Source organism: Oscillibacter sp. (assembly GCF_032060045.1).
Lineage (GTDB): Bacteria > Bacillota > Clostridia > Oscillospirales > Oscillospiraceae > Oscillibacter.
In genome coordinates this window covers 1-7,868 of sequence record NZ_DAMBZJ010000063.1, presented here as the reverse complement: position 1 = coordinate 7,868, position 7,868 = coordinate 1, and the positions used below count along the sequence as shown (strand labels likewise).

Sequence of the window (7,868 nt, the reverse complement as noted above, 5' to 3'; positions counted from 1 at the left end):
ATTTCAGAGTAGGTGATTTTTCCGGTAAATAAATATTTTTCCTGAATTAAGGAACTTTTAATAAGAAAAAAGCGACAATTTTGGTGTTGACAGGAATGGTAAAATGAAAGATACTATGGCGTATTATGTGCAGCCATTTTGCTATGAGAGAGTAGACTGGCTGTCCCCCTGAACTAAGGAAAAGGAGGTGTTCTGCAATGGAAGAGCACGGCAGACACCGGGAATCGTCCCAGCCCCAAGAGCACCGTCGCCGCCGCAGGCCCGGAAGAAATTCAATGGATACAATTTGGTTTGTAGTCCGGACCCTGCTGTTGGTTGGCATTCTCTCCGGCGCGATGATTGCCGGCATTTTCATGTACTATGTGAAAACGACGCTGACGCCCGCTTTGGACATCAATGCCGACGACTATACCATGAATCTCAGCTCTGTCATTATGTACGAGAACAGCCAGACGGGGAATTGGGAAGAGCTCCAGATGATTTACGGTGACGAAAACCGTATTTGGGTAGACTACGACCAGATTCCCAAAACCATGTGGGAGGCTGCGGTATCCATCGAGGACGAGCGCTTCTTCAGCCACCACGGCGTGGACTGGCTGCGGACCGCCAGGGCCACGACAAATCTGTTTTTACGCACCAGCAGTACATTTGGCGGTTCTACGATTACGCAGCAGTTACTCAAGAACATGACTCATGACAACGACAACACGGTTAACCGCAAGGTCCGGGAAATTTTCCGGGCGCTGGAGTTTGAGAAAAAGTACTCCAAAGAAGAAATTTTGGAGTTGTATCTCAATCATATCTATCTGGGCCAGAAGTGCTACGGCGTGCAAACTGCCGCGCAGTTTTACTTCGGCAAGGACGTGTCGGAGTTGTCCACGGCGGAGTGTGCCAGCATTATTGCCATCACCAATAATCCCTCGTTGTACGGGCCCATGTCCACCGTGGTCATCACCAACAAGGAAACCGGTGTGAAGAAAACGGCCCGCGAGATGAACAGGGATCGCCAGCAGAATATTCTGAAAAAGATGCTGGATCTTGGATACCTGAGTCCCGAGGAATACGATCAGGCGGTGAACGAGGAGCTGAAGTTTACCGACGGCTCCGTCTCCGCGCAGGAGCTGGTGGCTGCCGATAACGTTGAAAAAAGCGGCGGAAATACCACCGGTATTAACTCCTACTTTGTGGATAAGGTAATTCTCGACGTCTCCGAGGACTTTGCAAAGCAGCTTGGTATTACCACCGGGGCGGCGCGCAAGCGGCTTTACAACGGCGGCTATACGATTTACTGTACTGTGGACCCACATATTCAGGATATTGCCGAGTCCGTGTATCAGGAGCGCGCCAATCTGGACGTGACCTCCTCCAGCGGACAGGCCCTTCAGTCCGGCATTACGATCGTGGATCCGTCTACCGGCAATGTAAAGGCCATGGTGGGCAAGGTGGGTACTAAACAGGACAATCTGGGATGGAACTATGCCGTGGGAAAGCGGCAGTGTGGCTCCGCCATCAAGCCCGTCACGGTTTACGCTCCGGCGCTGGATGCCGGAGTGGTTACCATGGCATCCACCTTTGATGACTATCCCGTGCGTCTGCTGAACGACAACCCGTGGCCGAAAAACTCCCCGCAGGGCTACAAGGGTTGGACAACCCTTTCAAAAGGCGTTGCAAACTCCGTCAACACCGTGGCGGTGCAGGTAATCGAAAAGTTGGGCGTTAAGAACTCCTTTGACTTTGCTACGGAGAAGGAAAATCTGGATCTGGTGGCGGACGACATCAACACGGCGGCGCTGGGTCTGGGCGGCCTGACCTACGGTGTTTCAACCGAGGAAATGGCCGCGGCCTTTGCGGTGTTTGCAAACGGTGGCGTGTATAACTCTCCCCGTCTTTACACGAAGATGGAGGACAGCAACGGCAATGTGATTCTGGACAACGAGACGGAAACCCACGTGGCTGTGAAAGAAACGACTGCCTATTTCATGAACCAACTGCTTCAGGGCGTGATGAATGGAGGCACCGCCTCCCGGTACAAGCTCTCCGGTATGACCAGCGCCGGTAAGACCGGCACCACCAGTGCCAATAAGGACCGGTATTTTGTGGGCTACACGCCCTATTACGCTGCGGCGGTCTGGTGCGGCTATGACAAGCCTGAACGCATCAGCTATTCCGGAAACCCTGCCGCCTCTATGTGGCAGAAGGTCATGCAGAAAATTGCGGACGAGCAGGAAAACAAGTCCTTTCCAAAACCCACCAGCGGTCTTGTGAAGGTGACTGTGTGCGCCGACAGTGGCCTTCTGGCCACGGACGCCTGCAAGGCGGACCTGCGAGGTAGCCGCGTGCGGGAGGTTGAGGTGGCGGCGGGCACCGCCCCTGTGGAGGAGTGCAATCTCCATAAGTTCTACGACTATTGCACCGAGGGCAAGGTCCTTGCCACACCGCTGTGCCCCGCGGCCAGCGTGAAGCCGGTGGCCCTGCTGGATTATACACGGGTGGACTATGGTCCCAAAATCAAAGCGGACGACAATGCCTATCTGATTGGTTCCTTGCAGACGCGTTTGGAAGATGGAACAGTTGTGCTTCCGCCCTGCCCGGTTCATCAGGACGGCGTCTTGCCCCCTGACCCTGACAACGAAGGAGAGCCGACGAATCCCGACGATGGCGAAGACACGGGGCTTGCCTCGGAGCCACCCAAGACTCCCCCCAGCGGTAACAGCTCCGGCGGCGGGACGACTCCGCCAGCAGAGCCTACGGAACCCTCCGAGCCTTCCACTGGAATAGACGATTGGATTAACAACGTCTGGAACACGGGAAACTGATGCAGCTCAAAAAACCGCCGCACGGTTGTGCGGCGGTTTTCATTTAAACAAAATAGGAGGTGCCGGGCTTCGCGGGCAAAAGCGGGCCTAGATTCCGTGGTATGAGAACGCCCAAGCCCGCCGAACAACGTGAATTCCCCCTGTTTTTCGGAATTAGGCCGCGGGGTATGGACATTTCACCGAAAAATTTTCCCGGAGGGTGGAAAAATTCTTGTGTTTGTGCATTGCAACCTGTCAGCTTCTATGTTAAACTAGTCAAAGTGCAAAGACAAATGACCATGGGAGGCGGACGAAAATGGGCAGAGAGGTCAAGTATTACATTGTAGCGGCGGACGCCCTGCCGGAGATTTTTGTGAAGGTGGCGGAAGCCAAGCGCATGATACAAACCGGCGAGGTAAACACGGTAGGTGCCGCCACCCGAATGGCGGGTATCAGCCGCAGCGCGTTTTATAAGTATAAGGATTCCGTGCAGCCCTTCAACGATTTAAAATCGGAGCACATCATCACGTTTTACGGAATGCTGAAGGATGCGCCGGGCGTATTGAGCCGTGTACTGTCTGGCTTTGCGGGGGCGGACGCCAACATCCTAACCATCAATCAGAGCATTCCCACCAACGGCTGCGCCGCCGTCACCGTGTCTGCGGAAACCTCGGACATGGAGATGACGCTGGAGGCGTTTTTGGAGCAGATTTCCGGTGTGGAAGGTGTGGTCCGGTTTGAGGTGCTGGCCGGATAAAAACAGCGAAAGGATCGATCCATGAGTAAGATTGCAATTTTGGGCCTTGGCACGGTGGGGACCGGCGTAGCCAGGGTGCTGGCGGAAAATGCCCGGCAGATCGAGCGGAAGCTGGGGGAGCCGCTGAGTGTGAAGTCCATTCTGGTCCGGCATTTTAAGGACGGCCCCTATCGCCAATTTATGACCGACGACTTCGCCAACATTGAGCGGGACGATGAAATCCGCGTGGTGGTGGAGACAATTGGAGGGATAGAGACTGCATATGAATATACCAAGCGGGCGCTGGAAGCGGGAAAGCACGTGGTGACCGCCAACAAGCAGTTGGTTGCCGAAAAGGGCTGGGAACTGATGGAGCTGTCCCAGAAGAAGAACGTGAACTACCTTTTTGAAGCCAGCGTGGGCGGCGGTATCCCGGTGCTTCACCCGCTGACAGAGTGCCTGTGTGCCAACCGGGTGGATGAGATTTTCGGAATTCTCAACGGTACCACCAATTACATTCTCACCCGTATGGTCCGCACCGGCGCCTTTTTTTCAGACGCGTTACGGGAAGCGCAGGCCAAGGGCTATGCCGAGGCAGACCCCACAGCCGACGTGCAGGGAATTGACGCGGGGCGAAAAATTTGCATTCTGGCGGATTTGGCCTTCGGCGCGCAGGTGCGGCCAGAGGATGTTCCCATGGAGGGTATCACAAAGCTGTCCCTCCGAGACGTGAAGGTGGCGCAGCGCGCGGGCTACCGCATCAAGCTGCTGGCTCGGTGCCTGCGGATGCCCGGCGGAGGGCGTTCCGCCTATGTCGCGCCTCATCTGGTACCGGAAGAGCATCCCATGGCGAACGTGGAGGACGTCTACAATGCCGTGGCGATTCGGGGAAGCGCCGTGGGTGAGGTGATGTTTTACGGCAGGGGCGCGGGAGAGCTGCCCACGGCTTCGGCCTGCGTGTCCGACGTGATGGAGAGCCTGCGCCGCAGTCCTCGTCAGGAGGGGCTTGGCTGGAGCGGAGACACTGAGGGGTTTGTGGACCCCGCAGAGGTGTCCACCCGCTTCTATTTCCGCATTGAGGGCAGCCTGATGGACGCGGCAATGGCCTTCGGTCAGGTGGAGGTGCTCAGTGAGGATGGAGAGACCGGATTTTTGACGGACTCCATTTCTCTGCGGGAGGCGCTGGAAAAATCTGAACGCTTGAATGTGCTTGCCCGGCTGCGGGTGCTGGGCTGAGCCGGGACTGATTATCAGGTTATCCAGAGGAAAAGGGGTTAACGCAAATGAGTTTAATTGTGCAGAAATTTGGCGGTAGCTCAGTGAGAAATGCTGAGCGCATTCGCCACGTGGCCGAGATTATCGAGCGGACCTATCAGGCTGGGAACGACGTGATCGTGGTGCTGTCCGCGCAGGGCGACACGACGGACGACTTGATTGAGCGGGCGCAGGAGATCAATCCCCGCGCCTCCAACCGGGAGATGGATATGCTGCTGTCCGTCGGAGAGCAGATTTCCATTTCCCTATGCGCCATGGAACTGGAGCGGCGCGGCCTTCGCTGCGTGTCTCTGGCGGGATGGCAGGCGGGGGTGCAGACCTCTGCTGTGTACGGTGAGGCCCGCATCAGGCGGATAGACGCGGAGCGGATTCAATCTGAACTGGACCAGCGCCGCATCGTTCTGGTGGCGGGCTTTCAGGGAATTGACCGCACCGGAAACATAACCACACTGGGCCGGGGCGGGTCGGACACCAGCGCCGTGGCGTTGGCGGCCACCTTCCATGCGTCACTGTGCCAGATTTTCACGGATGTGGACGGCGTTTATACCACCGATCCCCGTGTTGTGCCAAACGCCAGAAAGCTCAGCGAGATTACCTATGACGAAATGCTGGAGCTGGCAAGTCAGGGCGCGCAGGTGCTTCACAACCGCAGCGTGGAGCTGGCAAAGAAATTTCATGTGAATTTGCAGGTCGTTTCCAGCTTGGAGGATAAGCCTGGCACGACCATCAAGGAGGTTACGAAAGTGGAAAAGACGAATATCGCGGGTGTGGTTAAGGATTCCAGCATTGCACGCATTGCCTTGGTTGGCCTGCAAAACAACCCCGGCGTGGCATTTCAGGTCTTTGATCTTTTGAGCAAGGGCAACATCAACGTGGACGTAATTTTGCAGTCCATCGGCCGCGAGGAGACAAAGGACATCACCTTCACCGTTCACAAAAAGGACGTGGAGCAGGCTGTGGAGCTGCTGGAAGAGCACAAGACGGCTCTGAAATTTGACCACATCAATACCGATGAGCACATTGGAAAGGTGTCCATTGTGGGTATGGGCTTGATGAGCAACTGCGGCGTGGCCGCCAGAATGTTTGAGGCGCTGTTTGAGGCGGGAATCAACATTCAGATGATCAATACCTCCGAAATCCGCGTCTCCGTCCTGCTAGACCAGGCGGATGTGGATAAAGCCGTTCGCGCAATCCACGCGAAATTCTTTGACGAAACTTGATTTTCACGGCGACGGAGCCTGAAAGGGAGCAAGCGGTTCTGATTTCTCTTTGAAGCGCATAAAGTTTCAAGGAGGTGAGTCGTCCTATGAAAAATCGTTTTGCGCTTTTTTCCGTCCGCTTTTTGACGGTTCTGCTGGCGGGGCTGTTTTTATTGCTGCTTCGCTCGGCAGGGAGCAACCCAGTTTTTGCTGCGCTGACGCCTCGGTTTGCAAGTCCTTGGGAGCTTGGAAAGCTGCTGTTCTGGCCGCTGCTGCTGGCCGCGGTGATTCCTTTGCGGGACGGCGGAAAATTCTCCGAAAGGCTCCCCTGGCTTACGTTAACGCCCCTGGCCGCCGTTCTGATTTTCTGGGCGATGACCGTTGTCAGGCCGGGACCGGGTGCGTATCTGCTGGTGTGGATTGTGCTTTCCGCCATGGCGCTGGCAATGGCTCAGCGAGGGATTCTTACAAAGGGGGACCGCTCCATCTGGATGGTTTTGGCGGTGGCGATGGGCATTCTATACATCATGATGACGTTCCTGCCGCCCGCGTTCGGGCCATTTTTGGACCCGGCGGACGTAGCGGCCATGGCAACCATTCCGTGCTGACAGCACGCGGGGGAAAGGGCGCCGATGGGCGGCCCTTTCCTTGCTTTACAGGAAAGTTACAGGGCGCGGCCCGGCCCGGCCCGCGCAATTACAAGAGAGAGGAAGATAGAAATGAACGCAATCGTAACGGTGGTAGGGGAGGACAGAGTCGGCATTATTGCCGGCGTGTGCACTCTTCTTGCGGAGAATAATGTCAATATTCTGGACATTACTCAGACGATCATGCAGGGAAGCTTCACCATGGTGATGGCGGTGGACGTGGGCAAGACCTCCATGCCCATCGGGGAACTTGGCGCACGTCTGGACACTCTGGGCAAGCAGCTTGATATTTCCATCCGCATCCAGCGGCAGGAAATTTTCGACGCCATGCACCGTATTTGAGGGAGAGGCTATGTTAAATCAAAAGGATATTCTCTCCACCATTGAGATGATCGACCAGCAGCATTTGGACATCCGCACAATCACCATGGGAATTTCGCTTCTGGACTGCTGCGATCCCAACCCGGCGCATGCCTGCCAAAAGATTTATGATAAAATTGCGAAATCTGCGGAAAAGCTGGTGAAAACCGGAGAGGACATTGAACGGGAATTTGGCATTCCCATCGTCAACAAGCGGATTTCCGTCACGCCCATGGCACTGGTGGCGGGGGCCTCCGACACGGAGAACTACGTGCCCTTTGCACTCGCAATGGACCGGGCGGCCGGGATCTGCGGCGTGAATTTCATCGGCGGATATTCCGCTTTGGTGCAGAAGGGAATGACGAAAGCGGATGAAAAGCTCATCCGTTCGATTCCCGAGGCGCTGGCCTCCACGGAGCTGGTCTGCTCTTCCGTCAATGTTGGCTCCACCAAGGCGGGCATCAATATGGATGCCGTGGCCCTGATGGGTCGTATCGTCAAGGAGACGGCGGTGCGTACCGCCGATAAGGACGGTCTTGGCTGTGCCAAGTTGGTGGTATTTTGCAATGCGGTGGAGGACAACCCCTTTATGGCGGGAGCATTCCACGGCGTAGGTGAGGCCGAGCGCGTCATCAACGTGGGCGTCTCCGGTCCGGGGGTTGTGTGCAGCGCACTGAAGGCCGTCCGGGGTCGTCCATTTGACGAGCTGGCGGAGACGGTGAAAAAGACCGCGTTCCGCATTACCCGTATGGGCCAGTTGGTGGCGCAGGAGGCATCCCGACGGCTGGATGTACCCTTTGGCATTGTGGATCTGAGTCTTGCGCCTACCCCTGCTGTGGGCGATTCTGTGGCTCGG

At 56.1% G+C, this 7,868-nt stretch carries 7 protein-coding genes; all 7 read left to right on the top strand.

The genetic code is table 11. The features are described from left to right. Positions 1-275: 275 nt before the first annotated feature. A complete protein-coding gene (locus tag RT018_RS15340; RefSeq protein ID WP_312943187.1) occupies positions 276-2,816 on the top strand; it encodes a transglycosylase domain-containing protein in 2,541 nt (846 codons plus the stop codon). Positions 2,817-3,111: 295 nt separating this feature from the next. Further along, positions 3,112-3,552: an ACT domain-containing protein gene (locus RT018_RS15335; RefSeq protein ID WP_312943186.1), complete on the top strand. Its 441-nt coding sequence runs from the start codon at positions 3,112-3,114 to the stop codon at positions 3,550-3,552. 21 nt (positions 3,553-3,573) lie between these two features. Continuing rightward, on the top strand, positions 3,574-4,767 hold the full coding sequence (locus RT018_RS15330; RefSeq protein WP_312943185.1) for a homoserine dehydrogenase: 1,194 nt from the start codon (positions 3,574-3,576) through the stop codon (positions 4,765-4,767). A gap of 47 nt (positions 4,768-4,814) precedes the next feature. Beyond that, the gene (locus tag RT018_RS15325; protein WP_312943184.1) at positions 4,815-6,026 is read left to right on the top strand and encodes an aspartate kinase; all 1,212 of its coding nucleotides are present in this window, start codon (positions 4,815-4,817) and stop codon (positions 6,024-6,026) included. 86 nt (positions 6,027-6,112) lie between these two features. Then, on the top strand, positions 6,113-6,613 hold the full coding sequence (locus RT018_RS15320; RefSeq protein WP_312943183.1) for a hypothetical protein: 501 nt from the start codon (positions 6,113-6,115) through the stop codon (positions 6,611-6,613). 111 nt (positions 6,614-6,724) lie between these two features. Then, a complete protein-coding gene (locus RT018_RS15315) occupies positions 6,725-6,994 on the top strand; it encodes an ACT domain-containing protein (RefSeq protein WP_312943182.1) in 270 nt (89 codons plus the stop codon). Between the two features lie 10 nt (positions 6,995-7,004). After that, positions 7,005-7,868: DUF711 family protein (locus RT018_RS15310; protein ID WP_312943181.1), on the top strand; the 864-nt coding region annotated here is incomplete at its 3' end.

Coding starts and splice junctions, on each gene's coding strand:
- RT018_RS15330 (WP_312943185.1), top strand. CDS start 3,574: ATGAGTAAGATTGCAATTTTGGGCCTTGGCACGGTGGGGACCGGCGTA.
- RT018_RS15320 (WP_312943183.1), top strand. CDS start 6,113: ATGAAAAATCGTTTTGCGCTTTTTTCCGTCCGCTTTTTGACGGTTCTG.
- RT018_RS15325 (WP_312943184.1), top strand. CDS start 4,815: ATGAGTTTAATTGTGCAGAAATTTGGCGGTAGCTCAGTGAGAAATGCT.
- RT018_RS15315 (WP_312943182.1), top strand. CDS start 6,725: ATGAACGCAATCGTAACGGTGGTAGGGGAGGACAGAGTCGGCATTATT.
- RT018_RS15335 (WP_312943186.1), top strand. CDS start 3,112: ATGGGCAGAGAGGTCAAGTATTACATTGTAGCGGCGGACGCCCTGCCG.
- RT018_RS15340 (WP_312943187.1), top strand. CDS start 276: ATGGATACAATTTGGTTTGTAGTCCGGACCCTGCTGTTGGTTGGCATT.